This window comes from Streptomyces sp. CA-249302 (assembly GCF_050936785.1).
In the GTDB taxonomy this organism is placed as follows: Bacteria; Actinomycetota; Actinomycetes; order Streptomycetales; family Streptomycetaceae; genus Streptomyces.
The window spans coordinates 7,130,506-7,154,934 of the sequence record NZ_JBNJMG010000001.1 but is presented as its reverse complement, the minus strand read 5'-3'; the positions used below and the strand labels follow the sequence as shown (position 1 = coordinate 7,154,934).

Here is a 24,429-nt window from a genome sequence, read left to right as displayed (position 1 = left end):
CGGTACGGCGTCTTCTGGTACGGCGGCCGTACGCGCGCGTACCTCATACGGCCCGTGCCCCGAGCGCCCCGCCCCGGGCGACCGCAGGATGGGAGCATGCCGAAGCCTCCCCGCGCGCGTGCCGCTGCCCTGACCGCCACCGCCGTGCTGCTGTCCTCCGTGCTGGCGGGCTGCAGCGGCGACGACTCGAAGGACAAGGACGAGGACCTGTCGGCCCAGAAGCTGGACTGGAAGGACTGCCCGGCGCCGTCCCAGGCGGAAGGCGGAGGTGATGCCCCGTCACCGCTGCCGAACGGCGCGAAGTGGCAGTGCGCCACCATGAAGGCGCCCCTCGACTGGAACAAGCCCAAGGGCGACACGATCGGCATCGCCCTGATCCGGGCCAGGACCAGCGGCAGCGCGAGCAAACGCATCGGCTCGCTCGTCTTCAACTTCGGCGGCCCCGGCGGCTCGGGCGTCACCACGCTGCCCGCCTTCGGCGAGGACTACACGAAGCTGCGCACCCGCTACGACCTGGTCAGCTTCGACCCGCGCGGAGTCGGCCGCAGCGCGCCCGTGAAGTGCGAGAGCGACCAGCAGCTCGACGCCTACTTCCAGCAGGACGCGACCCCCGACGACGCGGCCGAGCGCACCGAGCTGCTGGACAACACCAAGGAGTTCAATGCGGCCTGCGAGAAGAACTCCAAGAAGGTGCTCCCCCATGTGCGCACCACCGACGCGGCCCGCGACATGGACCTCATGCGGCAGGTCCTCGGCGACGACAAGCTGTACTACTTCGGCATCTCGTACGGCACCGAACTCGGCGGCGTCTACGCCCACTTGTTCCCGAAGAAGGTGGGCAGGGCCGTCTTCGACGCGGTCGTCGACCCGACGCAGAACTCCGAACAGGGCTCGCTCGGCCAGGCCAAGGGCTTCCAGCTGGCGCTCGACAACTTCGCCGAGGACTGCACCTCGAAGACCGAGGCCTGCCCGGTCGGCGACAGCGCCCAGGACGTGAAGGACCGTATCGCCAAACTGTTGACGGACCTGGACAAAAAGCCGATTCCTGGCATCCTCCCGCGTGAGCTGACCCAGACTGCCGCGACCAACGGCATCGCCCAGGCCCTGTACTCGAAGGACTTCTGGCAGTACCTCACCGAGGGCCTGGAGCAGGCGTACGACGGGGACGGCAAGATCCTCCTCGCCCTGTCCGACTCGATGAACGGACGCAGCGAGAACGGCGAGTACAGCAACATCACCGCGGCCAACATCTCCATCAACTGCGCCGACGACAAGCCCCGGTACGACTCCGACTACGTCGAACAGAAGCTGCCGGAGTTCCGGGCCGCCTCGCCGCTCTTCGGCGACTTCCTGGCCTGGTCCATGGTCAGCTGCACGGACTGGGCCGTCGCGGGCGCCGCGGACCATCCCGACGTGAGCGCGCCCGGCTCGGCGCCGATCCTCGTCGTGGGCAACACGGGCGACCCGGCAACCCCGTACGAGGGCGCGCGGAAGATGGTGGACGCGCTGGGCGAGGGCGTGGGCGTCGAGCTGACCTACAAGGGTCAGGGGCACGGGGCCTACGACAGCAAGAACAAGTGCGTGCAGAGCGCGGTGAACGGCTATCTGCTGGACGGGAAGGTACCGGCGGCCGGAACCGTCTGCTCCTAGTGACCGACCCCCATTCCGGTTAAACGTGCAGGTCAGAACGTTATCCACAGGCCTCCGCAGGCTCGGCCCGGTCCGCTTACCATGGCCTGACCGCCGTCTGCTGCTCGGTGCGGACGGCTCACATGGGGGGAAAGCACATGGCACGACTGGCACGGTGGGCGGCTCTGGGGACGGCCGCCGGACTCCTGGTGGCGGGCTGCAGCAGTGGCTCGTCGTCCGACGACGGCGGCGGGGACGGCAAGGGGGGCGGGAAGACGAGCGCGGCCGCCTCACCGTCGAGCGGCTCCTCCGGTACGACCGCCGCACTGCCCTCCTCCCTCACGGCGCAGAAGCTCGCCTGGGGGCGCTGCAAGGCCACCGCGGGCTCCGCGGCGCCGTCCAGCGAGTGGCAGTGCGCCACCCTGAAGGTGCCGCTGGACTGGTCGAAGCCTGAGGGCGGGACGATCGGCATCGCGCTGATCCGCTCGAAGGCGACCGGCGGCGACCGGATCGGCTCCCTGCTGTTCAACTTCGGCGGCCCCGGGGGCTCGGGCGTCGACTACATGCCGGCGTACGCGCCCACGGTGTCCAAGCTGCACGAGCGGTACGACCTGGTCAGCTGGGACCCGCGCGGGGTGGGCGCCAGCGAGGGCGTGCGCTGCCGCAGCGACAAGGCGATCCAGGCCGCCGAGGACATCGACGCGACGCCCGACACCCCGGCCGAGGAGACGGCGTATCTCCAGGACGCCGCCGACTTCGGCAAGGGCTGCCAGAAGGCCGCCGGGAAGCTGCTGGCACACGTGTCGACGACGGACACCGCGCGCGACATGGATCTGATGCGCCAGGTGCTGGGCGACGCGAGCATGCACTACTTCGGCATCTCGTACGGCACCGAACTCGGTGGTGTCTACGCCCACTTGTTCCCGAAGAAGGTCGGCCGGCTGATCCTCGACGCGGTCGTCGATCCCAGCGCCGACTCGGTGGGCCACGCGGAGAACCAGGCCACGGGATTCCAGCGCGCGCTGGACGACTACCTCAAGTCCACCGGCCAGGACCCTAAGCAGGGCACGCAGAAGATCGCGGACCTGGTGAAGCAGCTCGACGCGAAGCCGCTGCCGACCTCGTCCGGGCGCAAGCTGACGCAGACGCTCGCGGTCACCGGCATCGTCCTGCCGCTGTACAGCAAGTCGGGCTGGCCGACGCTGACCAGCGCCCTGAACGCGGCGGAAGAGGGTGACGGCACGGAGCTGCTGGCCCTCGCGGACGGCTACAACGAGCGGGATGCCTCGGGGCACTACGGCACGACGACCCACTCGCAACGGGTCATATCGTGCCTGGACGACAAGCAGCGGCCGACCGCGGAGGAGACCAAGAAGCTGCTGCCGACGTTCGAGAAGATCTCGCCGGTGTTCGGGGACTACCTCGGCTGGGACACGGCCGGCTGGTGCCACGACTGGCCGGTGGCCGGGCAGTTCGACAACCCGGAGGTGAGCGCCCCGGGTGCGGCTCCGGTCCTGGTGGTCGGCAACACCGGCGACCCGGCGACCCCGTACGAGGGCGCCCGGAAGATGGCCGACGAGCTGGGCAAGGGCGTCGGTGTGGAGCTCACCTGGAAGGGCGAGGGCCACGGGGCGTACGGCAGCGGGAGCGACTGTGTCGACTCGACGGTGAACGCGTATCTGCTCAACGGGACGGTGCCGAAGGACGGAAAGGTCTGCGCCTCGTAGCGGAAGCAGCGGAAAGGGGCCCGGCACCCGTGGTGCCGAGCCCCTCCCGGGAAGGCTTGTGTCTAGTAGACCGGCTTGTGCGGCTCGATCTGGTTGACCCAGCCGATCACGCCGCCGCCGACGTGCACGGCGTCGGCGAAGCCCGCGGACTTCAGGACCGCGAGGACTTCCGCGCTGCGGACACCCGTCTTGCAGTGCAGGACGATCTTCTTGTCCTGCGGGAGGCCCTCCAGGGCGGTGCCCATGAGGAACTCGTTCTTCGGGATCAGCTTGGCGCCCGGGATGGAGACGATCTCGTACTCGTTGATCTCGCGGACGTCGATGATCTCGATGCTCTCGCCGTCGTCGATCCACTCCTTGAGCTGCTTGGGAGTGATCGTCGAGCCGGCGGCGGCCTCCTGGGCCTCCTCGGAGACGACGCCGCAGAAGGCCTCGTAGTCGATGAGCTCGGTGACGGTCGCGTTCGGGCCGCAGACCGCGCAGTTCGGGTCCTTGCGGACCTTGACCTGGCGGTACTGCATCTCCAGGGCGTCGTAGATCATCAGGCGGCCGACGAGGGGCTCGCCGGTGCCGGTGAGGACCTTGATGGCCTCGGTGACCTGGATGGAGCCGATGGACGCGCACAGCACGCCCAGCACGCCGCCCTCGGCGCAGGAGGGGACCATGCCCGGCGGCGGGGGCTCCGGGTAGAGGCAGCGGTAGCAGGGGCCGTGCTCGGACCAGAAGACCGAGGCCTGGCCGTCGAAACGGTAGATCGAGCCCCACACGTACGGCTTGTTGAGCAGCACGCACGCGTCGTTGACCAGGTAGCGGGTCGCGAAGTTGTCGGTGCCGTCGACGATCAGGTCGTACTGGCTGAAGATGTCCATCACGTTCTCGGCCTCAAGCCGCTCTTCGTGGAGGATCACGTTCACGTACGGGTTGATGCCGAGGACGGAGTCGCGCGCGGACGCGGCCTTGGAGCGGCCGATGTCGGCCTGGCTGTGGATGATCTGGCGCTGCAGGTTCGACTCGTCGACCTCGTCGAACTCCACGATGCCGAGCGTGCCGACGCCCGCCGCGGCCAGGTACATCAGCGCCGGCGAGCCCAGGCCGCCGGCGCCCACACAGAGCACCTTGGCGTTCTTCAGCCGCTTCTGCCCGTCCATCCCGACGTCGGGGATGATCAGGTGGCGGGAGTACCTGCGGACCTCGTCTACGGTGAGCTCGGAAGCGGGCTCGACCAGGGGTGGCAGCGACACGGGGACTCCGTTGGTCGGTCAATCACTACGGTTGTTCTCCGTGTAACAGTGCCATGGCCTTCTTCATTCCGAGACACCCGTTCCGATCCGCGAGACGATTTCGTCCCAGTAGCCGGGCATGGTCTCCCATGGGTCGGTGCGGCCGCCGCGGTCCGTGCGGTCGGTGAAGTAGATGGTCGACGCGCCCTGCCAGCGGGCGATCCGCAGCGCCTCGTCCAGGTGCGGGCGGGGCAGTCCGTGGACGAAGTGGCAGAAGCGCTCGGGCGGGTGGTCGGCGGTCCACTCGGCCACCTGCGACCAGCGGTAGTCGCTCCACGGCCCGGCGAACGTGACCAGTTGGTCGGCGGTCTCGGCATAGCCGGGGTAGGGGTGAGTGCCGTGGCCGAGGACGATGTGGGCGTCGTCGCGGATCGCGCGCAGTGTGGTGACGGTACGGCGGATCTCCGGGAGCGAGCCGCGCTCGGTCGGGCAGCGGTCCAGGAGGAAGCCGTCGACCTGGTACCAGTCGAGGTAGCGCTGCGCGTCGGAGACCAGCTCGCCGAAGGTGCGGGCGCCGTAGGTCGAGTCGAGGTGGCCGAGGACGCGGACACCCGCGTTGCGCAGCCGGCCGGCCGCCTCCAGGCAGTGCGGGTCGGGGCGGCTGCCGGGGCCGTCGGCGACGTTGAGGACGACCCAGTGCAAGGGGGTGCCGGGGCGGGTGAGTTCGCCCCATTCGGTGGGTGCGAGGAGGGGGTGGGCGTAGCCGGGGATCCCGAAGCCGGTGCGGACGTCGGTGCTCGCGGTACTGGTCCTGGTGCTGGTCACATACGGCATGCGGCCTCCATCCAGATGTCGGCGAGGGACTCTTCGAGGTTGATCCGGGGCCGCCAGCCGAGCCGGTCGCGCGCGGTGCGCACGTCGGCCTGCTGCCAGCTGCCGCAGCCGTCGGGGTACGGGTACGCGACCGGGGACGCGTGGTCGGATTCGCCGCGCGGGTGGCCGATGGACGCCCGCAGCGGGCCGGGCGGGCCGTCGAGTTCGTGCAGGGCACCGCCGTATCCCGCCACGCGTGCGAGGGTCGCGGCGGCGTCGCGCAGCCGGACGGCGCGGCCGGAGCCGATGTTGATGACGCCCTGGGCGGCGGAGAGCGAGGCGGCGTGCACGGCGCGCGCGACGTCGCGTACGTCGATGAAGTCGCGCTGCGCGCCGAGGCCGCCGAGCTTCAGCTCACCGTCGCCGGACTGCATCGCCCGGCGCATGGCCTCCGCGAGCCGGCCCAGCGGGGAGCCGGCGGGCGTACCGGGGCCCGCCGGGGAGAAGACGCGCAGTACCACGGCGTCCAGGCCGGAGCCGAGGACGAGTTCGGTGGCGGCGAGCTTGCTGACGCCGTACGGGCCGCCGGGGCGTGGCACCGCGTCCTCCGCGGTGGAGGAGCCGGGCTGGCTGGGGCCGTACTCGGCGCCGCAGCCGATCTGCACCAGCCGGGCGCCGCAGCCGCTGCGGCGCAGGGCCTCGCAGACCGTGGCGACGGCGACGGTGTTGTGCCGGGCGAGTTCGCGGGCCCCGCCCCGGGTGGCGCCGGCGCAGTTGACGACGACGCCGGGGTGGACCGCGTCGAGGAACCGGGTGAGGGCGCCGGGGCTGCCCGAGGCGAGGTCGAAGCGGACGTCGGCGTCGTCGCCGCGGCCGAGCGCGGTGAGCTGGACGGCCGGGTCGGCGAGCAGACGGTCGGCGACGAAGCGGCCGAGGTAGCCGTTGGCTCCGATCAGCAGGACTCTCATCGGGCGGCTCCCGGGGCCGAGGCGTCGGGTCGGGAGGTGATCATCTGGGGTTCTCCTTCAGAGGGGGTGGTGCGATTGCCTCGGGCGGCGGGACCGGGCGCCTCGGGCTGGATACGTCGGGCCGCGGAGCGCACGTGGGCGCGCTCCGCGGGGGTCCCGGGGGCGGCTGCCGCGTCAGCACGGCCGGTCCGCGCGGGCGTGGGCGGAGGCCCGGGTGAGGGCACGGGCCGCGTGGACGAGCACGGTCAGCGCGGCGGCCGAGCAGACGAGCGCCGGGACGCTGCCGGGGCCCCATGACTCGACCAGCGTCTCCACGGGGGTGGCGAGGAAGCCGCAGCCGGGTAGGCGGCCCACGAAGACCGTGCCCAGGGCGGTCGCCTCGGCCGTGGCCGCGGCGGTGAGCACGATCGCCGGGGCATGCCGGAAGCCGTGTGTGGTGAGGAGGCGGGCGAGGAGCAGCAGGGCGCCCAGGGTGACGGTCTGGGCGTACGCCGCACTCTCGCCCAGGACCGTGCCGCACAGGGCGAGCAGGGCGGCCAGGGCGCACAGGTACAGGGCGAAGGTGCCGAGCAGCAGGGGTCGTACGGAATCGCCGAACTCCGCCAGACCGCGGCTGGCGGCGAGTCTGCGGCGGGCGCGCACGGCGAACAGGTGGGCGCACCAGGCCGCGGGGGCGCAGGCCCAGGCGAGGGCCAGGACGGGGGCGGTGGCGACGGGCCAGGGTCCGTGGGCGGCGCCGTCGGGCAGGCCGTCGGGGCCGCCGGCGACGGCCGCGCGGAGGAGGCCGTCGCCGAGGACGGCGTAGGCGAGGAGCCAGTAGGTCCAGGTGCGGATGCCGGGAGCGTGCGGGGCGGGGCCCAGCGGCGTGGGGTCGGTCGTGGCGAGGGGGCCGCGGGAGAGCACGGCGCGCACAGCCAGGGCCACGGCGAGGACACCGGCGACAGCCACGAACGGGCGGGCCTGTCCGTGGGTCAGGCGCATCCCGACCGCGGTCGCGGTGCCGAGCACACCGGGGAGGAGGGTGAGCAGGACCCAGCCGGTACGCACCTCAAGGGCCGTGTCGAGCACGGGAGTCGGCGCGGCCTCCTCGTCGCGGGCGGCCCGCGCGAACATCTCCTCGGCCAGGGAGAAGACGTCCCGGTGCCGGAACCGCGCCGCGGTCCGATCGGTGACGCCGTGCGCCTCCAGGCCGGCCGCGATCTCCAGCGGGTCCACGGCCCGCTCGCACAGCTCCCGGTGACGGTGCATCAGTGCTTTCACGGGGTCGGCGGCGGTGCGGCGGGGGCTCGCCGGCTGCCGTCGCGCGGGGACGGCTTCGGCGCCCCCACGCGCGCTGGTGTCCATGTCGCCTTCGACACGGACGCGCGTACTCGCCTCGCCGACGGTCCACTCCCCCGACCGCTCGTCCCACGCCCCCGGACTCTCCGGCATCCCGGGCCGATCCAGCTCCCCGAGCCCGCTCATCGCGCCCCCTTCGCGGCCGGCATCGAAGAGATCCCGGCCCCCGTTGAAGCCTCAGTCGGCGCCGAAGCCACAGCCACCGTCGAAGCCTCCGTCGGCGCCGAGGTCGCGGCCGCCGTCGAAGTTCCGGTCGGCACCGAGCCGGCGGGCATCGAGCCGGCAGGCACCGAAGTCGTCGCCCGCACCGGCGCCCCCGCGGCCCACCCCGGCCCGCCCCGTGCCACCACACGGGCCCCCGCTTCGGTCCAGCGGCCGGGGACGTGGGCCTCGGCGGGGACGGCGAAGGGCAGCGGCTCTCCCGTGTCGTCGAGGACGACCCGGCGTACCGGGGTGTGCGACACGATCTCCAGGTAAATGCCGTGAAATGCCGTGGTGTTCTGCTCGACGGTGAACAGTTCGAGCGCACGCGCGCGTGCGGCCGCGCCCAGGCGCGCCCGGCGCGCGGGGTCGCGCAGCAGCGCCACGCACGCCTCGGCGAGCGCCCGCGGATTGCGCGGCGGTACGACGAGCCCCGTACCGCCGATGACCTCCACGACCGCGCCGACGTCCGTGGAGACGGTCACGCGGCCGCAGAACATGGCCTCGACCAAGCTGATGGGGAAGCCCTCGACCACGCTGGACAGGACGGTGACGGCACCGGCGGCGTACGCGTCCGCGAGCGTCGGCAGTTCCGGTCCGCCGATCTCCTCGAAGGAGACGGGGTTGTCACCGACGGAGTGCAGTCCCTCAGCCTCGTCGGGGAAGAGCTGGGCGGCGAGGGCCCGGCAGTGGCCGAGGTAGGCCTCGCCCTCGGCGCCCACCGGAGCGCCGACGATCCGCAGCCGCGTCTTCGGCTCCTCCTTGCGGACCTCGGCGAAGGCGTGCAGCAGGGAGACCAGGTCCTTGGCGGGTTCGACGCGCCCGACCCAGACCAGCGTGTCGGGGTCCGCGCACTCCGTGGACTCCCCCACCTCGGCGAAGTGCGAGGCGTCCATGCCCGGGTAGACCGTGTGGAGCTTGGCGCGGTCGGCGCCGCAGCGCTCCTGCCAGCGGCGCGCGTGCGCGTTGCCGGGCGTGATGATCGCGGCCCGGTGGTAGGTCTCGGCGGCGAGCCTGCCGTGGAAGGCGGCGAGCAGCGACCGCACGGCGGGGGGCGCGTCCGTGCTGGCGAGGTAGTGCGTGCGCAGCCGCACGCCGTACTCGGTGAGCAGCAGCGGTACGCCGGAGAAGTGGTTCGCGAGCAGTCCGGGCAGGGCCGCCGGGCCACCCGAGGTCGCGTGGCACAGGTCGACCTCGTCGAGGCCGTCGTCGTACCAGTCGAGAGAGAGGGGGCGCAGGGCGCGTTCCAGGTGCGCGGCGACGGCGAGCAGATCCGGTACGCGCGCCTCGCGCGCCGTCCGCAGTGCGCCCGGCGCACGACAGGCGCGCTCCAGGGCGCGCACGGCGCGTTCCGAACGGAGTGCGCCCACCAGCCCGCCCTCGTCGCGAGCGAGCTCGGCGAGCCCGTACAGCGCGCTGCTGAAACGGTCCGCCTCAGTGGCCGACTTCCCCGCGGCGGCGCCGTAGGCATCGCCCGCGCTCCCCCCGCACACCACGGCCGCCAGCTCCCCGTAGTACTCGGCGAATCGCCGCCGCGCCCGCCGCCCGTACACCACGCCGTCGTCCTCGGCCGCCCACAGCGGCGCCGTCCGTACCCGGCCGACCTGGCGCGGGAGCGCGACCCAGCCCTCGTCCTCCTGGCGCTCGCTGCGGCTGAGCGCGTAGATGTCGAACTCGTGCTGCTCGAGCCCGCGCACGAGCCGGTCGCACCAGAGCCTGGCGTCACCGCTCACATACGGATAGCCACCCTCCGTAAGCAGTCCGATGCGCACTAGTGCACCCCCGATCTCCCGTATGGGGAGCCGCCGTTGACCCGACGGCTCGCAGCGGGAAGAACGTATGCGGACAAGGCGGTGGCGCGACGGACGGTTGTCCATCGCGCCACCAAAAGGGGTGAACGGTCGTAACTTTCCCGTGCGGGTCGCGTTCGATCGCGCTAAGAGATCAAGCAGTTACGTTACGTCAGGCTGCGGCCAGCTCCCGCCGGGCGGCCCGGCGCCGGGCCGCGACCTGGGGGTCGAGAGCCGGTACGGCGGCCAACAGCTGCTTGGTGTACGGGTCCTGGGGGTCGTCGTACACCTCGTCGGCGGGCCCCGATTCCACGATCCGGCCGCGGCGCATCACCGCGACCCGGTCGCTGACCTGGCGGACGACGGCGAGGTCGTGCGCCACGAAGACGAGCGCGAGCCCGAGTTCACGCTGGAGTTCGCCGAGCAGGGCGACGACCTGAGCCTGCGTCGTCACGTCCAGCGCGGAGACCGGCTCGTCGCAGACGATCACGCGCGGGTCGGCCGCGAGCGCCCGCGCGATGCCGACGCGCTGGCGCTGGCCGCCGCTGAACTCGTGCGGGTAGCGGTCGTAGTGCGCCCCTTCGAGCCCCACGCGCTCCAGCAGTTCCCTCACGCGCCCCCTGATCGCCTGCTCGTCGCGCTCTCCACGCGCGCGTAGCGGGTCGGCTATCGACTCGCCCACGCTGCGGCGGGGGTTGAGGGAGGAGACGGGGTCCTGGAAGACCATCTGGACGGCCGGATTCACGCCCACGCGCGCGTGGCCGCCGTAACGGACCTCGCCCGCCGTCGGCTCCAGCAGTCCGACCAGCATCCGCCCGAGCGTCGTCTTGCCGCTGCCGCTCTCGCCGACGACACCGAGGGTCTCGCCCCGGTGGATGGTCAGCGACACGTCGTCCACTGCGGCGAACGCCCGCTTGCCGCGGCCGAATTCGCGCCGGAGGCCGGTCGCCTCCAGGACGACCTCGTCGGAGGCCTCGGACGGGGCGCGCCGGTCGTCCACCCGTGGCACCGCCGACATCAGTTCCCGCGTATAGGCCTCCTTGGGCGCTCCGAGCACGTCCGTCACCGGCCCGTGTTCGACCACGCGCCCGTGCTGCATGACGAGCACCCGGTCGACGCTCTCGGCGGCGACGCCGACGTCGTGGGTGACGAGCAGCAGCCCCATGCCCGTCTCCTCGCGCAGCGTGTGCAGCAGGTCGAGGATCTGGGCCTGGACGGTGACGTCGAGGGCGGTGGTCGGCTCGTCGGCGATCAGCAGCTCGGGCTCGCAGGCGAGCGCCATGGCGATGAGCGCGCGCTGGCGCATGCCGCCGCTGAACTCGTGGGGGCGGGACCGGGACCGGCGCTGCGCGTCCGGAATTCCAACCCGGTCGAGGACCTCGACGGCACGCGTGCGTGCGGCTCGGCGTGACACGCGCGTGTGCACGCGGTACACCTCGGCGATCTGGTCGCCGATCGCGTAGTACGGGTCGAGGGACGACAACGGGTCCTGGAACACCATCGCGGCCTTCGCCCCGCGCAGCCGCCGCAGTTCCTCGTCGGACGCCTTGGGTACGTCGACGCCGGCGACCTCGATCGAGCCGCCGACCCGCGCGCCCGTGCCCCGGTGCAGCCCCAGCAGGGCGGAGGCGACGGTGGACTTGCCGGAGCCGGACTCGCCGACCAGGGCGAGGGCGGCGCCCGGCGCAAGCTCGAAGGAGAGGCCGTCGACGGCCCGCAGGTCGCCGAACTCGACGGACAGGTCCGTGACTTGGACGAGACTCACGTCAGTACCACCCGTCGGTCGGCCAGCGCGTACAGCACGTCCGCGACGGCGTTGGCGAGGACCACGAAGAAGCCGATGACCAGGACCATGCCGACCACCACCGGAAGGTCGACCACATTGACCGCATGGACGAGCTCCTGGCCGATGCCGGGGAGGCCGAACAGCGACTCGATGAGGACGGCACCGCCCACCGCACTGCCGAAGTCGTTGGCGTTCAGGGCGATGATCGGCGCCAGGGCGCCCCGCAGGGCGTGCCGGCCGACGATGGACCGCTCGCCGACTCCGTAGGCCCGGAAGGTGCGGATGTGGTCCTCCGCAAGGGTCTCCAGCATCGACGCGCGCGTGAGCCGCGCGAAGTAGGCCGCCTCGGCGAGCGCGAGGGTGAGCCAGGGCAGCAGCAGGCCCCAGGCCCACTGTTCGGGGTCGTCGGAGAAGGAGACGTACTCCGGGAAGGGCAGCAGCTCCAGCTGGCCGCAGACCACGATCATCAGCACGAGACCGATGACGAAGGGGGGCGTGGAGATCCCCGCCAGCGTGATGCCGGTCAGCGCGCGTTCGCTGAGCCGGCCGCGCCGCCAGGCGGAGAGGACGCCGGTGCCGACGCCCAGGATCAGCCAGAGCACCATCGCGCCGAGCACCAGCGACAGGCTGACCGGCAGTTTGGTCAGGATGATCTGCATGACCTGCTGGTCGCTCTGGTACGACTGCCCGAGGCAGGGCGCCGAGCAGTGCTCGACGGACGTGCCGGTCGAGTAGTCCTGGCCGACGAGGATGCCCTCCAGGAAGTGCCAGTAGCGCAGGTACAGGGGGTCGTCGAGTCTGAGCTGCTGGGCGACCTGGTGGACCTGCTCCGGCGAGCAGCGCGGGCCGCAGGTGATCTGGGCGACGTTGCCGGGAGTGGCGTAGAAGACGACATAGATGATCACCGAGAGGGCGAGCAGGGTGAGCACGGCGCCCACGGTGCGGCGCAGGGCGAATCCGGCGAAGCCGCTCATGACTTCGCCTCCTTGCCGCCGGCCGGCTTCGGCTTCGCAGCACCCGGCTCCTTGTCGACCGCCGACTCCGAATTCGCCGTACCCGACTGCGACTTCGCGCCGCTCGCGGCCGCCTTGGCCTCGCGCCTGCGCCCCGTGCCGACGCGCAGGCGCGAGGCCGCGCGTGGGTCGAGGGCGGTGCGGATGCCGTCGCCCAGGACGGTGAGCGCGAGGACGGTCACGAAGAGCGCGCCGGCCGGCAGCAGCAGGTACTGCGGGGCGGCCTGGTACCAGACGTTGGCCGAGGTGAGCATCTGTCCCCAGGACGGGGTGGGCGGCTTCACGCCGACCCCGAGGAAGGACAGCGCGGCCTCGACGGTGATGTTGGCCGGCACCATCAGCGCGGCGTAGGTGATGACCGGCGCGGCGAGGCCGGGGAGCAGTTCCCGGCGGGCGATGCGCCAGGTGCCCCAGCCGCTGAGCCGGGCGGCGGACACGTGGTCGAGCTCCTTGAGGGTGAGCGTCGCGGCGCGGGTGATCTTGGCGATCGTGCCCCAGGCGACGAATCCGATGATGAGCGCGACCAGCACGGGCCTCGGGAAGCTGCCGGGCACGACAGCCAGCAGCGCCAACGCCATGATCATCAACGGCATGGCGACGATGATGTCGGTGATTCGGCTCAACAGTTGATCAACCCATCGATTGCCGAGCGCGGCCGCGACGCCCACGACGACACCGAGGAAGACCTGGACCGCGGTGGCGGCCAGCGCGACCCCCAGGGAGACCCGGGCGCCGTACACCAGACGCGCGAACAGGTCGCGCCCGGTCTGCGGTTCGACGCCCAGCCAGTGGTCCCCGCCGATGCCGCCGAGGGACCCGATCGGCACGCCGCCGCGCGCGGAGTCGACGAGGGAGGGGTGGTACGTGGTCGGGTCCTGGCCCTCCAGCGCCGTGAGCAGCGGCGCGGCGAGTGCGACCAGGACCAGCAGCGCGACGACGGCCGCCGCGACGAGGGCGGCGCGCTGCGCACGCAGCCGCCGCCAGAACTGACGAGCCCCCGAGGTCCCCGAGGCGGACGCCTCGGGGACCTGGGTGGCGACAAGTGCCTCGCTCACGGCGCTACTTGACCGCGACCTGCGAGATGTCCAGCACGCCGGTCCAGTCGCTGATCACCACGTTGCGGATGTCCTCGCCGACCAGACGCTTGTAGACGGGGTGGAACAGCGGCACGGTCAGCGCCTGCTCGCCGATCTTCTTGTCCAGTGCACCCCACCTCTTGGCGGCAGCGTCAAGATCGGTCAACTTGTTGATCGCGTCAATCTCGGCATTGACCGACTTGTCATTGAGCAGGCCCGTGTTGAAGTTCGCGCCGTCCTTGACGATCTGTCGGCCGTCGAAGATCGGGGCGAGGAAGGGACCGCCGGAGGGCCAGTCGGCACCCCAGTGGGCGAGGAAGAAGCCCGGCTCGGTCTTCACGCTGTGGATCGTGTCCGAGTAGTCGTTGTCCTCCAGACCCTGCAGCTTGACCGTGATGCCGGCCTTCTTGAGCGCGTCCTGGATCGCGGTGGCGATCTCCGGGCTGGTCTCGAAGTCCTTGGCGTTGGAGTGCGTCAGCGTGACGGTGAGCCCGTTCGGGTAACCGGCCTCCTTGAGCAGCTCCTTGGCCTTCGCCGCGTTGCCGGTCCTGCCCGCCGGGAAGAGGTCGTACGGCTCGTAGCCGAAGGACTTCTGGTTCGGCAGATAGGTGGTCGCGGCCTCGGCGAGCGCGGAGCCGCCCGCCGCGTTGATCACCGACGAGCGGTCGACGGCGTACGAGATCGCCTGCCGCACCTTGACGTTGTTGAACGGCTTGACCGTCGGGTTGAACGCTATGTAGTTCGTGTAGCCGAAGTGGCCGGTGCCGACGCGCGAGGCGAGGTCCTTGTCGCCGGTCACCTTGGCGAGCTCGGCCGGGCCGAGGTTGGTGTCCGTCGTGACGGCGGTCGCGTCCGCGCCCTGGGACGCCGACAACCGCTGGTTGATCACGGACGAGTCGAGCCCCGACTTCACGTCGACCTTGTCCGGGTAGGCCTTGCGCTCGGCGTCCGTGGCGGTCGACCAGTACTTGTTGCGCTCCAGGACGATGTGCTCACCGTTGTTCTCGTTCTGCACGACCTTGTACGGGCCGGACGAGACCGGGTGCTCCGCGTACTTCGTGCCCGTGTCCTTGGCCTTCGGGACGGGCGTGAACTGCGTCTGCGTGGCCAGGTACGGGAACTCGCCCTCGGGCTTGTTCAGATGGAAGACGATGGTCCGGTCGTCCGGCGTCTCGATCGCCGACAGGCCCTTCTTGTCCTTGTACGGCCCCTGGTAGTCGGCCGCGCCGACCAGCCAGTCCCGCAGGTAGGGCGCGCCGCCGGACAGTTCGGGCGCGAAGGAGCGCTCGATGCCGTACTTGATGTCGGCGGAGGTGATCGCCGTGCCGTCCTCGTACTTGAGGCCCTTCTTCAGGGTGTACGTCCACACGGTCGCGTCCTTGTTGGGACGCCCGGTGTCGGTGGCGAGGTCCGGGACGACCTTGGCGCCGGCCGCGCCGGCCTCGCGGTTGCGGGTGGTGAGCGTACGGAAGACCAGGGACGGGACGTTTCCGCCGCCGGAGGTGTACAGCCGGGCGGGGTCGAAGTTCTCCTGCGGGCTGGAGTTCAGCACCGTCAGGGTGCCGCCCTTGTGGGGCGTGGAGTCGCCACCGGAGCCCTTGGCATCGTTGTCCTTCGGCCCGCAGGCGGCGGCGCCCGCCGCCAGTACCAGGCCTACGGATGCAGCGGCCACACGGCGCGCTCTGACGGACGGTTGACGCATCGGAATGACGACCTCTCGGACGGTTCGGACCACTATGGCCCGAATAGTGAGACGGATTGACGAAGGGTGAGACGGAAGCGAACAGACCTCTGCCCGGGCGTCAGGTCGTCGAAAACCGTGACCCAGTCACGGAAGGGGAAAGAAATCGCGACGCGAACGCCTGGGGGCGGGCGTCAGCGACAGTGGATGTCGGCCACGCAGAGCGGGGTCACGCCGATGAGCGCCAGCTCGATGGCTGCGCGAGGCGAGGCGTGAAGGGTCGACATGCCCAGAAATATGTACGATCTTTCTGCGCATGTCAACGTGACCTATGTGGCTTCTGTCAACTCCCGGGATACGGCCAGGGGTTGGGCAGACAGTGGATCCCGTCGTGGTCGAGGAACTTGGTCTGCTGCTGCATGACCGGCGCGAGCTGACCGTCCTTGCTGCAGGTGACATGGCTGTAGCCGAGCCGGTGACCGACCTCGTGATTGATCAACATCTGCCGGTACGCATGGATCTGATCACCGTATGTGGTTGATCCCTGTGCCCACCTGTACGCATTGATCATGACGCGCTGGGTGGAGGCGGAATCGCAGGACACGTTGTCCTCGGTGGTGTCCAGGCCGGACTTGGCGCACCAGGTCGCGGTGGTCCCCGGGCTGGCGAGCGTGATCACGAAGTCCGGTTTGCCGGTGGAGACGCGCTCGAAGGTACGGGCGCCATTGTGCGCCCAGCTCCGGTCGTCGTTGAGCGTCTTCTGCACGGCCTGCGCGAACAGTTCGCCGTCGAGGCCGAGCCCCTGCTCCACATCGACGCGGTAGGTGTACTTCTGCCCCTTCCCCGGCGCCTTGTCGGTCCCGGGGATCGTGTCGAACTTCCCGGATCCCTTGAGCGTGGCGCTCAACGTGTACTTCGTGTCCATCTTCTGCGTGTACGTCAACGTCGCGACGCTCGCCGACGAGGACGGCGTCGGCCGCCCCTCCCCGCGCGAGGAGGAGTCCCGGACGTCGCGCGCCTGACCGGTGGCCGACTGCGTTCCGACGGCGGAGTCGTCGCGCCCGTTCGTGACCTGGCCGGCGACGACGACGGCCAGCACGGTGGTGACGGCGGCGGCCGCGATACCGGTGAAGGTCCGTCCCTTGGCGCCCTTGGCCTGTGCGGGCACACCGCTCGGCGGCACGTCCTCGGCATCGTCGTCCGCCTCGGACGGAACGCCGACCCCGGTGCCGGGATCCCAGTCGGTGACGGAGGCGTACGGATCGGCGGCGTAAGGGGCGGCGGCGTGCGCGGAGACACTGCCGCGGGGCGCGAAGACGTCGACGTCCTCACCACCCTCCCCGAAGGCGTCGAGGTAGTCCTGCCGCGGCCCGCCGGGCGGCGCCTGCCGCTGCCGCGGAAAGGCGACCCCGGGTCCGCCCGCGGACCCGTACCCGACCCCGGCCCGCCCCCTCGACTCGCCCCAGCCACCCCCGCCTTCACGCTGCTCGGGATGCCCACCACGAACCTGGGGCACCCCGTGGGCAGGAGTGCCGTCGCCATAACGCGGCACCCCGTGTGCGGGCGTACCGTCGGGCAGCCTCGGAAACCCGTGCGCGGGCGTCCCATCGGGAAATCGCGGCACCCCACGCGCGGGCGTGCCATCGGGCAGCCTCGGAAACCCATGCGCAGGCGTCCCATCGGGCAACCTCGGCACCCCACGCGCGGGCGTGCCGTCCGCCATCCTCGGCACTCCACGCGCAGGCGTACCGTCAGCCGTCCTCGGCGCCCCAGAACCCCCGGAACCCCCGGAACCCCCAGACCCCCGAGCCCTTTTCCCGGCCCCTATGTCCCCTGCGTCACCCTTCGCGGCGGCAGAGCCCCCGCGGCGGCTGTGGCGTCCCACGTCGCCCCTCAGCTCCCCGCGCTCTCGGCAACGGCCCCGTCCACGCCCGTGGACGCCGTACCGTCCACCAACCCCCCGGTCTCCCCGAGGAGTTCGACGAACGCGCGGGCCACCGTCTCCGGGTACTCCATCATCGCCACGTGCCCCGCGTCCGGCAGGGTCAGCAGGCGGGAGTCGGGGAAGGCGCTGGCCGCCTTCCGGGCCATGCGGAAGCCGACGAGCTGGTCCCGGCCGCCGTAGACGAGGAGGGTCGGCGCGAGGACGCGCTCGGCCTGGCGCCACAGTCCGTGCTGGCCGCCCAGGGTGTACGCGTTCACGACCCCGCGCGCGGAACGCGTCATCGCGTCCCAGAAGTACGGCAGTTGGAGCCGCCGTTCCATCTCCTCGACCGCGTTGCGGAAACCTTCCGGCGAAACCCGGCCGGGATCGCCGTAACAAAGCCCGAGGACCCCGCGGACGCGCTGCTCCGCGGTCCACTCGCGGGTGTACCGGGTGAAGAATCCGGCCACTCCGGGCAGCGCGAGCAGCGCCGTGGGTACGGCGGTGCGCTGGACCAGGATCTCGGGCAGCGCCGGCGAGACCAGGGTGAGCGTGCGGACCAGATCGGGGCGCAGGGCCGCCACACGCGTGGTGACCGCGCCGCCGAGCGAGTTGCCGAAGACGTGCACGGGACCGCGCCCGGCCGCGTCGAGATAACGGATGACCGCACGCGCGTGCCCGGTGACCGAGTAGTCGCCGTCGTCCGGCGGCGGGGAGTCGCCGAAGCCCGGCAGGTCGATGGCCTCGCCGTCGACGACACCCTCGAGCCGCTGCATCAGCTCCGACCAGTTCTGCGAGGAACCGCCGAGGCCGTGGACGTACAGCGCGGCCGGCAGCCCCTCGCGCGCCGGCGGTCTCGACCGCACCGTCAGGGTGATCCCGGGCAACCCGACCGACCTGAGCCGCTCGCCCTCGGCGACCCTGACGGGCGCCACCTTCGGGAGCACGGTGGACGCCGGTACGGACGGCAGCTCGGTCGAAGACATGCGGCAATGTTACGAGACGATCACGTAGTGGCTCATGTGTTCGCCTGTGTTCGCGGTCACAGATCGCACGCTCATCGCATAGCGTCCGCCTCCGGTGTCTCCTAGGCTCGTACAGAGGGCACCCGCTGTGGCCCCTGCTTCTTCCAGGGACATTCGTAGGAAGGGAGCCCACCATGGCCATCGACCCCACCGATCCCGAGACGTTCGAGGACATCGGCGCCCGGAAGGCGCAGGAGTTCGACGTCGAGGCCCCCGAGAACGACGCGGCGGAGCAGTACACCGACGTCTCGTCGGACCGCGACGACCCGCTCGAGGACGTGGACCCGGCCCGGGCGAACGAGGCGGACCTGGTGGAACAGCGCCGCGTCGTCTCCCTCGACGAGGACGACTACCGCTGACGGGGGACACGGGCGCGCCGGAGGGCACGGCTGAGCTGGAACAAGACGGGCCTGTGCCCGCCACATCCCGCTTTGAAACCCTATGCATGGCTTTCGCGGCCGTCCGGTCCGTGAAATTCTGCGCTCGCACCGCGCACACCAGGGTTACCGAAAAGTACGATGGCCGCGCGGCGCACACCGCATGTGGACGAAATTGGGAGGCGGCGTGACAGCCATCGAGCAGACAGAGGCGGCACGCCCGCGGGGCACGCGCCTGCCGCGACGTGCCCGACGGAATCAGCTGCTGGGCGCCGCCCAGGAAGTCTTCGTGGCGCAGGGCTACCACGCGGCCGCGATGGACGACATCGCCGAGCGCGCCGGCGTCAGCAAGCCGGTGCTCTACCAGCACTTCCCGGGCAAGCTCGACCTGTACCTGGCACTGCTGGACCAGCACTGCGAGTCGCTGATCCAGGCGGTACGCGCCGCGCTGGCGTCGACGACCGACAACAAGCAGCGCGTACGGGCGACCATGGACGCGTATTTCGCGTACGTCGAGGACGACGGCGGCGCCTTCCGCCTGGTCTTCGAGTCGGACCTGACGAACGAGCCCGCCGTGCGCGAGCGCGTCGACAAGGTCACGAACGAGTGCGCGGAGGCGATCTGCGAGGTCATCGCCGAGGACACCGGCCTCTCCCAGGCCGAGTCGATGCTGCTGGCCTCGGGCCTGGGCGGCCTCGCCCAGGTGGTGGCCCGCTCCTGGCTGCACAGCGACCGCAGCGTCCCGCGCGACCAGGCGGTTCAGCTGCTGACGTCACTGGCCTGGCGCGGCATCGCGGGCTTCCCGCTGCACGGCACGGACCAGCAGCACTGAGCCGCACGCGCGCGTGGCGGCCGTTTGTTCCCGCTCCCTGTTCGCTCCTGGCGTGCAGGCGCGGAGCGTGTACGTCCCCTCACCGGGCTAATGTGTGCTGGGTACGGCGCGGAAAGGTCGCGCACTTACTGACCGTCGGAGGGACATAGCCGTGGAGGTCAAGATCGGCGTGCAGCACGCGCCCCGCGAGATCGTTCTGGAGAGCGGTCAGAGTGCCGAGGAGGTCGAGCGGATCGTGGCCGACGCCCTGGCGGGGAAGTCGCAGCTGCTCTCCCTCGTGGACGAGCACGGCCGCAAGGTCCTCGTCCCGGCCGAGCGCCTCGCCTACGTCGAGCTCGGCGAGCCGGCCCCCCGCAAGGTGGGCTTCGGCGCGCTGTAGGAACACGCCACGAGAGGGGCCCGGCGACCAGTGGTCGCCGGGCCCCTCTCGCACTCTCCCCGCCCCCCTGCCACGTACTCCCCGAAAGATTTTTCTCCTCCACATATGGAGCACAAGGAGCGCACAGAGGAGGATTGCATTCCGCAGGTCACGGGTATGACGGGCTACGACCGTGATGCGCAGTGTGGCCGTGTGGGAGGGACCCCATGATGTTGTTCGAAGCGCTCGGCTCCGCTCTGCTCGGCCTGGTGCTGGCGTGGGCGGCGAACCGCCGCTTCTCGCACCGCCTCCCGGCCCGTTCCCTGGTACTGGCGACGGGCGTCGCCGGAGCCCTTTTCGGCGCTTTCATCACCCACACCGCGCTGGACCCCGGCTACGTGGTCTTCATCCTCCTGGGAGCGGCGGCCGTCTCCGCGGCCTCCCTGTCCCTGCTCCTGCGCCCGGCGGGAAGACTCCGCCGCTCGGCACCGGCGTGACCGACGACGAGCGCGGACCCGAACGCCCCTAGGCCGCCAGCCCCAGCGCGGCCATCCGCTTGGTGTGCGCCTCGGTGATCCGCGAGAACATCCGTCCCACCTCGGCGAGATCGAACCCGTCGGCGACCCCGCCCACGAGCATGGTCGACAGCGCGTCCCGGTCGGCCACGACCCGCTGCGACTGCGACAGCGCCTCGCCCATCAACCGTCGCGCCCAGAGCGCGAGTCGCCCGCCCACGCGCGGGTCGGCGTCGATCGCGGCCCGCACCTTCTCCACCGCGAACCCGGCATGTCCGGTGTCGTCCAGAACGGCGAGCACCAGTTCCCGCGAGTCCGTGTCGAGCCGCGCGGCCACCTCCCGGTAGAAGTCGCTGGCGATCGAGTCACCGACGTACGCCTTGACGAGCCCCTCCAGCCAGTCCGACGGTGCCGTCTGCTTGTGGAAGCCGTCCAACGCGGCGACGAACGGCTCCATCGCGTGCGTGGGCTCCTCGCCGATCTCCGTCAGCCGGTCCCGCAGCCGCTCGAAGTGGTGGAACTCCGCCGACGCCATCTTCGCCAGCTCCGCCTTGTCCGCCAGCGTCGGCGCCAGCTTGGCGTCCTCCGCGAGCCGCTCGAACGCCGCGAGTTCGCCGTAGGCGAGTGCGCCGAGGAGGTCGACGACCGCGGCACGGTACTGCGGGTCGACGGAGGCCGTCGCCCAGTCCTGGGCGGCTACTCCGGTGTGTTCCTGGGGGGCGTCGGAGGCGTTGTCAGGCTTGTCAGAGGTCGTCATGAAGCGCACAATAGCCCGCTTGTCGAGCGGGGGAAGGCCCTGGTCAATCAGTGTGACGACGACTACGTGACCAAATCGGCCATCGCATATACAGGATTCCGGGGTATGGTGGTAATGCGCCTGCTGAGTACGTACGTCGCAGAGAAGCCTCTGCGGACGCCGTACACAACGGGCCGCACGTTTGAGGATGCCCGGTCGGTGGCCCGATCGGCTCCGACCCGACAGCCCTTCGAGGTCGTACGGCCCATTGCGTACGACGACCGGAGGGACACCCTCAGCGGTACGAGCGCTAGAGCGTCGGCAGTGGTCCCGTGCGTTACGGCAAGCCCGTAAGGCAGCCGACGTCCCCCGGCACGGTCCGTCAACGACCCCCGCGCTCGCCTCGCACCGCGCACACAGAAGAGGCAGCACCCTGACTACGACGTTCAGAGATCTCGGAATCCTTCCCGAGACCGCCGAGGCCCTCGAGGCCGTCGGCATCATCACTCCCTTCCCCATCCAGGAGATGACGCTCCCCGTCGCCCTTTCCGGCACGGACGTCATCGGACAGGCCAAGACCGGCACCGGCAAGACGCTGGGCTTCGGCCTCCCGCTCCTCGAGCGCGTCACCGTCCCCGCCGACGTCGAGGCCGGCCGCGCGAAGCCCGAGGACCTCACCGACACCCCGCAGGCGCTGGTCGTCGTCCCGACGCGCGAGCTCTGCACCCAGGTCACCAACGACCTGCTGACCGCCGGCAAGGTGCGCAACGTCCGCGTTCTCGCCATCTACGGCGGCCGGGCCTACGAGCCCCAGGTCGAGGCGCTCAGGCAGGGCGTCGACGTGGTCGTCGGCACCCCGGGCCGTCTTCTCGACCTCGCGGGCCAGAAGAAGCTCAACCTCAAGCACGTCAAGGCCCTCGTCCTGGACGAGGCCGACGAGATGCTCGACCTGGGCTTCCTGCCCGACGTCGAGAAGATCATCAACCTGCTGCCGGCCCGCCGCCAGACCATGCTGTTCTCGGCGACCATGCCGGGCGCCGTCATCGGCCTCGCGCGCCGCTACATGTCGCAGCCCACGCACATCCGCGCCACGGCGCCGGACGACGAGGGCGCGACGGTCGCGAACACCGCGCAGTACGTCTACCGCGCGCACAACATGGACAAGCCCGAGCTGGTCGCGCGCATACTGCAGGCCGAGGGCCGCGGTCTGGTCATGGTCTTCTGCCGCACGAAGCGCACCGCGGCCGACCTCGCCGACCAGCTCAAGCAGCGCGGCTTCGCGGCCGGCGCGGTCCACGGCGACCTCGGGCAGGGCGCGCGTGAGCAGGCCCTGCGCGCGTTCCGCAACGGCAAGGTGGACGTCCTCGTCTGCACCGACGTCGCCGCGCGCGGCATCGACGTCGAGGGCGTGACCCACGTCATCAACTACCAGTCGCCGGAAGACGAGAAGACGTACCTGCACCGCATCGGCCGCACCGGCCGCGCGGGTGCGAAGGGCATCGCGATCACGCTCGTCGACTGGGACGACATCCCGCGCTGGCAGCTCATCAACAAGGCGCTGGACCTGGGCTTCAACGACCCGCCGGAGACGTACTCCACCTCCCCGCACCTCTTCGAGGAGCTGAGCATCCCCGCGGGCACCAAGGGTGTCCTGCCCCGGGCCGAGCGCACGCGCGCGGGCCTGGACGCGGAGGAGCTGGAGGACCTGGGCGAGACCGGCGGCCGCGGTGGACGCGGACGCGGCGGCCGAGGCGACCGCGACGGCCGTTCCGACACCCGCTCCACGGACCGCGAGCGCGCACCGCGCACCCCGCGTCGGCGTCGCCGCACCCGAGGCGGAGCCACGACGGACGGTACGCCGGCCCCGGAAGCGGTGTCGGAGACCTCGCCCCTCGAGGAGCCCACGGCCACCCGCACCCCCCGCCGCCGTCGCCGCACCCGCGCCGGCGCAGGGCAGGCGGCACCGGCCACGGCAACGACGACGCCCGAGTCCGCGGAAGCAGCGGTAGCGACGGCAGCGGCCCCAGCCCTGGACACTCCGGCGACCCTGGACGTCCCGGAGACCCCGGCCAAGCCCCGCCGCCGTACCCGCAAGGCGACGGCATCCGCGGAAGCCGCGGTCGACACGGCCGAGGGCACCACGGAGTCCGCTCCGGAGCCGAAGGAGACGGCACCGCGCCGCCGTACCCGCAAGACGACGGCAGCCGCGGAGCCCACCACCGACACGGCCGAGGCGACGGAAGCGAAGCCGCGCACCCGGACCCGCAAGGCGACGGCGGCGGACACGGCGGTCGCCACGGCCGAGGCCACCGAGGTCAAGCCGCGGACGCGCACCCGCAAGGCAACGGCCGCCGCCGAGACGGCAGTTGACACCGCGGAGGCAACGGAAGCAAAGCCGCGCCGCCGCACCCGCAAGACCGCCGAAGCCACCACGGCACCGGAGACCACCGAAGCGGTCACCGCGCCGGAAACCACCGAAGCGGTCACCGCGCCGGAGACCACGGAGACGAAGCCGCGCACCCGTACCCGCAAGGCAACGACGACCGCCGCCGCCAAGGCCGCAGTCGACACCGCCGAAGGCACGGAGGCCAAGCCCCGCACCCGGACCCGCAAGGCAACGGCTGCCGCCGCCGAGATCCCGGCCCAGACCGGCGAGGAACCCGAGGCCAAGCCCCGCAGCCGCGCCCGCAAGGCGACGGCGGCGGACACGGCAGTCGCCACGGCCGAGGCCACCGAGGTCAAGCCGCGGACGCGCACCCGCAAGGCAACGGCCGCCGCCGAGACCGCAGTTGACACCGCGGAGGCAACGGAAGCAAAGCCGCGCCGCCGCACCCGCAAGGCCGCCGAAGCCACCACGGCACCGGAGACCACCGAAGCGGTCACCGCGCCGGAGGCCGCCAAGGCGGTCACCGCGCCGGAGGCCACGGAGACGAAGCCGCGCACCCGTACCCGCAAGGCAACGACGACCGCCGCCGCCAAGGCCGCAGTCGACACCGCCGAAGGCACGGAGGCCAAGCCCCGCACCCGGACCCGCAAGGCAACGGCTGCCGCCACGGAGCCGGAGTCCGCGCCGACCGCCGAGACGAAGCCGCGCCGCACCCGCAAGACCGCGGCCGCAGCCGAAATCCCGGCCCAGGTCACCGCGGAGCCGGAGGCCAAGCCGCGCGCCCGCCGCACCCGCAAGGCGGCAGCCGCAGCGGAGCCCACGGACGGCTGACCCTGCCCTGACCGACGGCCCGGCCCACCTCAGGTGGACCGGGCCGTCGGCGTTGCACCCCACCACACGGCCGGGCACCAGCCCTGACATCTCCCCGACACCCTCGCCAGATAGCCTCACCCCATGAGCCGCCCCCCGACCTTCGCCCCACCCCCGGCGCCCAGGCGTTCACGCTGCACACCGCCCGCGGAGCCTTCGCCGCG

General features: G+C 71.5%; 20 protein-coding genes. 7 read left to right on the top strand and 13 right to left on the bottom strand.

Annotation, left to right across the window (positions count from 1 at the left end; genetic code table 11):
- Positions 1 to 96: 96 nt before the first annotated feature.
- On the top strand, positions 97 to 1,650 hold the full coding sequence (locus ACQEWB_RS32490; RefSeq protein WP_432837282.1) for an alpha/beta hydrolase: 1,554 nt from the start codon (positions 97 to 99) through the stop codon (positions 1,648 to 1,650).
- Between the two features lie 137 nt (positions 1,651 to 1,787).
- Complete coding sequence (locus tag ACQEWB_RS32485) at positions 1,788 to 3,356, top strand: alpha/beta hydrolase (RefSeq protein WP_432837280.1); 1,569 nt, start codon at positions 1,788 to 1,790, stop codon at positions 3,354 to 3,356.
- A gap of 62 nt (positions 3,357 to 3,418) precedes the next feature.
- Here ACQEWB_RS32485 and moeZ read toward each other — a convergent pair whose 3' ends face one another.
- The 12 genes from moeZ to ACQEWB_RS32425 all read right to left on the bottom strand — a co-directional run bounded on the left by moeZ (position 3,419) and on the right by ACQEWB_RS32425 (position 18,152).
- On the bottom strand, positions 3,419 to 4,597 hold the full coding sequence (gene moeZ, locus ACQEWB_RS32480) for an adenylyltransferase/sulfurtransferase MoeZ (protein ID WP_432837278.1): 1,179 nt from the start codon (positions 4,595 to 4,597) through the stop codon (positions 3,419 to 3,421).
- Between the two features lie 63 nt (positions 4,598 to 4,660).
- On the bottom strand, positions 4,661 to 5,410 hold the full coding sequence (locus ACQEWB_RS32475) for a spherulation-specific family 4 protein (protein ID WP_432837276.1): 750 nt from the start codon (positions 5,408 to 5,410) through the stop codon (positions 4,661 to 4,663).
- A complete protein-coding gene (locus tag ACQEWB_RS32470; RefSeq protein ID WP_432837274.1) occupies positions 5,398 to 6,357 on the bottom strand; it encodes an NAD-dependent epimerase/dehydratase family protein in 960 nt (319 codons plus the stop codon). The genes ACQEWB_RS32475 and ACQEWB_RS32470 overlap by 13 nt, the downstream gene beginning before the upstream one ends.
- 174 nt (positions 6,358 to 6,531) lie before the next feature.
- A complete protein-coding gene (locus tag ACQEWB_RS32465; RefSeq protein ID WP_432837272.1) occupies positions 6,532 to 7,821 on the bottom strand; it encodes a hypothetical protein in 1,290 nt (429 codons plus the stop codon).
- A complete protein-coding gene (locus tag ACQEWB_RS32460) occupies positions 7,818 to 9,668 on the bottom strand; it encodes a DUF3492 domain-containing protein (RefSeq protein ID WP_432837270.1) in 1,851 nt (616 codons plus the stop codon). Before ACQEWB_RS32460 ends, ACQEWB_RS32465 begins: the two co-directional genes overlap by 4 nt.
- 190 nt (positions 9,669 to 9,858) lie before the next feature.
- A complete protein-coding gene (locus ACQEWB_RS32455) occupies positions 9,859 to 11,451 on the bottom strand; it encodes a dipeptide ABC transporter ATP-binding protein (RefSeq protein WP_432837268.1) in 1,593 nt (530 codons plus the stop codon).
- Positions 11,448 to 12,446, bottom strand: coding sequence for an ABC transporter permease (locus ACQEWB_RS32450; RefSeq protein WP_432837266.1), 999 nt, complete (start codon positions 12,444 to 12,446; stop codon positions 11,448 to 11,450). The genes ACQEWB_RS32455 and ACQEWB_RS32450 overlap by 4 nt, the downstream gene beginning before the upstream one ends.
- Positions 12,443 to 13,540 (bottom strand): ABC transporter permease, encoded by a 1,098-nt coding sequence (locus ACQEWB_RS32445; RefSeq protein WP_432837264.1) that lies wholly within the window; start codon positions 13,538 to 13,540, stop codon positions 12,443 to 12,445. The genes ACQEWB_RS32450 and ACQEWB_RS32445 overlap by 4 nt, the downstream gene beginning before the upstream one ends.
- Before the next feature lie 4 nt (positions 13,541 to 13,544).
- Positions 13,545 to 15,263 (bottom strand): ABC transporter substrate-binding protein, encoded by a 1,719-nt coding sequence (locus ACQEWB_RS32440; protein ID WP_432837262.1) that lies wholly within the window; start codon positions 15,261 to 15,263, stop codon positions 13,545 to 13,547.
- Positions 15,264 to 15,436: 173 nt separating this feature from the next.
- A complete protein-coding gene (locus tag ACQEWB_RS32435) occupies positions 15,437 to 15,529 on the bottom strand; it encodes an Ms4533A family Cys-rich leader peptide (protein WP_432837260.1) in 93 nt (30 codons plus the stop codon).
- A 56-nt stretch (positions 15,530 to 15,585) separates the two neighbouring features.
- Positions 15,586 to 17,127, bottom strand: a complete 1,542-nt coding sequence (locus ACQEWB_RS32430; RefSeq protein WP_432837258.1) for a DUF3152 domain-containing protein — start codon at positions 17,125 to 17,127, stop codon at positions 15,586 to 15,588.
- Positions 17,128 to 17,135: 8 nt separating this feature from the next.
- Complete coding sequence (locus tag ACQEWB_RS32425) at positions 17,136 to 18,152, bottom strand: alpha/beta fold hydrolase (RefSeq protein ID WP_432837256.1); 1,017 nt, start codon at positions 18,150 to 18,152, stop codon at positions 17,136 to 17,138.
- Between the two features lie 173 nt (positions 18,153 to 18,325).
- On the opposite strand from ACQEWB_RS32425, the gene ACQEWB_RS32420 reads away from it, so the two are divergent.
- The 4 genes from ACQEWB_RS32420 to ACQEWB_RS32405 all read left to right on the top strand — a co-directional run bounded on the left by ACQEWB_RS32420 (position 18,326) and on the right by ACQEWB_RS32405 (position 20,255).
- Positions 18,326 to 18,550 (top strand): hypothetical protein, encoded by a 225-nt coding sequence (locus ACQEWB_RS32420; protein WP_432837254.1) that lies wholly within the window; start codon positions 18,326 to 18,328, stop codon positions 18,548 to 18,550.
- 205 nt (positions 18,551 to 18,755) lie between these two features.
- Positions 18,756 to 19,400: a TetR/AcrR family transcriptional regulator gene (locus ACQEWB_RS32415; protein WP_432837252.1), complete on the top strand. Its 645-nt coding sequence runs from the start codon at positions 18,756 to 18,758 to the stop codon at positions 19,398 to 19,400.
- Between the two features lie 151 nt (positions 19,401 to 19,551).
- Positions 19,552 to 19,779, top strand: a complete 228-nt coding sequence (locus tag ACQEWB_RS32410; protein WP_242766138.1) for a DUF3107 domain-containing protein — start codon at positions 19,552 to 19,554, stop codon at positions 19,777 to 19,779.
- 209 nt (positions 19,780 to 19,988) lie between these two features.
- Complete coding sequence (locus ACQEWB_RS32405; RefSeq protein ID WP_432844139.1) at positions 19,989 to 20,255, top strand: hypothetical protein; 267 nt, start codon at positions 19,989 to 19,991, stop codon at positions 20,253 to 20,255.
- 28 nt (positions 20,256 to 20,283) lie between these two features.
- On the opposite strand, the gene ACQEWB_RS32400 is transcribed toward ACQEWB_RS32405, so the two are convergent.
- Positions 20,284 to 21,030 carry a ferritin-like domain-containing protein gene (locus tag ACQEWB_RS32400; RefSeq protein WP_432837250.1) on the bottom strand — a complete coding sequence of 249 codons (747 nt, stop codon included), beginning with the start codon at positions 21,028 to 21,030 and terminating at the stop codon, positions 20,284 to 20,286.
- A 505-nt stretch (positions 21,031 to 21,535) separates the two neighbouring features.
- Between ACQEWB_RS32400 and ACQEWB_RS32395 the strand changes: the two genes are divergently transcribed.
- Entirely contained in the window at positions 21,536 to 24,226 is a 2,691-nt protein-coding gene (locus ACQEWB_RS32395) for a DEAD/DEAH box helicase (protein WP_432837248.1), read from the top strand.
- Positions 24,227 to 24,429: the final 203 nt, after the last annotated feature.